Below are 1,720 nucleotides of genomic sequence, written 5' to 3'. Positions count from 1 at the left end.
CCATGGTGCTGATCGTGGCCACCATGGTCGTGGGCATCATCGGCGCGTTCTTCGGCGTGCTGGCGTAAGGGCCCGGCTGCATAGACTGTCATTGCAACCTGGTAAGGGGATGGAGCGGGCCTATGCCCTCCATCCCCTTACTTGTATAGAGGGAGTTCGTATGTTCGCGAAGGATCGCGAAGCAATGCGCCTGACGCCGGCAGAGGTCAGGCTGATTCTTATTGAGTCCCTGCAATGGTGCGCCAACAACGCGGTGTACTTTTTAGGGCTTATCGGCGCGGCGACGTATGATTTGGCTGGCACGGCCTTTTTGGTTGCTGCCATTACGCTCGTACGCAATCTTATGACGTCGGCGGGCAATATGGTGTCGGGCTCGGTCATCGACCGCTTTGGACCGCGCCGGACGTCGTTTGTGACGTGCGTGATTACGGCGGTGCTATCGCTTGGCGTGGGGTTGGCGCCGTTGTCTGTCCCCGGGCTTGTGTTTGCCGCGTGCGTCTTGGGGCTTGCGGGCGGCTTTATCAACACCTGTACGCATGCGTTTCCGGGATACCTGGAGTCGACCACCGAGGGCCGTACCCGCGTGAACGGTCTCATGGTGTTCTACAGCAATATCGCCTATACCGCTGGCCCGCTGCTCGGTGGTGCCATCGTGAGCTGTTTTGCCACGCAATCGGTCTATCTGCTCATGGCGGGCATGATGGGTGTGGCGGCCGTGCTCTCCTTGGGCTGTCACGAGTGTGTTGCTCCCGCAAAAGGGGAGAAGCCGAAGGGCGGCATTCTGGGCGGCATGGCCGAGGGCGCGCGACTTACGTTTCGCGACCACGACCTGCGCCTTATCTTTATCTCGGGCTTTCTGGGCTTCTTTGCGTTTGGCGCGTTCGATTCGCTGGAGTCGTTGTTCTATCGCGATGTGCTCAACGTGGATATCGTCTGGCTGGGCTGGCTGTCCTCGGTCGTGGGCCTCACTTCCTCGGTGGGCGCGTTCATCCTGACCAAGCTTTCTGCCCGCCATGTCAACCTGCGATTGCTGCTCGGCGCGCTCATGGCCGTGGGCATTGGGTCCATGGTGTACGTGGGCACCGATATGCTGGGGGTCGCGATTATCGGTCAGGCGATTAACGGTCTGGCCTGGGGATTCCTGGAACCGCTGCAGATGATCTTGATTCAGGAGCGCGCTGACATCAAATACCTGGGGCGCATTACCGGCTTTGTGCGTTTTGGCCTGATGAGCGCCGGCGTGCTGCCGCTGCTGGCGGCTCCGTTTTTGGCGGAGGCTTTGGGTGTCCAGACGGTACTGTTTGGGGCATCGACCATTATTGCGCTGGTAGGAACGCTGTTCTTTGTCACACAAGGGAGGCGCCAGAGGCGTTAGCTATACATTCAATTCTAATTTAATACCACTCACCAGAGAATTTCGACCGTTCACCGAGGATTGGAGCAGATTGATAAGTGGTATTAAAAACACATTAGGTGTATGTCTATAATTGGTATCGAAAAGAAACGCGATGTATAGAGTTGCGTGCAGGACAGAAAGGAAAAGCCATGAAGGAAACCGAGAAGATCGAGATCATGCACTTTAGCCAGGAGGGCTACGTCGAGGACGGCAAGAACGTCTACGAGACCGGCAAGAAGATGATTGAGCTCGCCGACAAGGTCGCCGACGAGGGCTACGACGCCGTGTTCCTGATGGGCGTCGGCGGCACCTGGGACGAGCTCA

Annotated in this window: 1 protein-coding gene; it reads left to right on the top strand. The window is 57.8% G+C overall.

Annotation, left to right across the window (positions count from 1 at the left end):
- The first annotated feature begins 160 nt into the window (after positions 1-160).
- Positions 161-1,375 (top strand): MFS transporter, encoded by a 1,215-nt coding sequence (locus tag I2H81_RS10165; protein WP_195241124.1) that lies wholly within the window; start codon positions 161-163, stop codon positions 1,373-1,375.
- The last annotated feature ends 345 nt before the right edge of the window (positions 1,376-1,720 follow it).

Origin of the sequence: Collinsella aerofaciens (assembly GCF_015561195.1) — a bacterium.
GTDB classification, from domain to species: domain Bacteria; phylum Actinomycetota; class Coriobacteriia; order Coriobacteriales; family Coriobacteriaceae; genus Collinsella; species Collinsella aerofaciens_AC.
The sequence above is the reverse complement of the archived record's forward strand: the minus strand, read 5'-3'. Positions and strand labels throughout refer to the sequence as shown.

Excerpts from the sequence above, each read along its gene's own strand:
- I2H81_RS10165 (WP_195241124.1), top strand. The coding sequence starts at position 161 with ATGTTCGCGAAGGATCGCGAAGCAATGCGCCTGACGCCGGCAGAGGTC.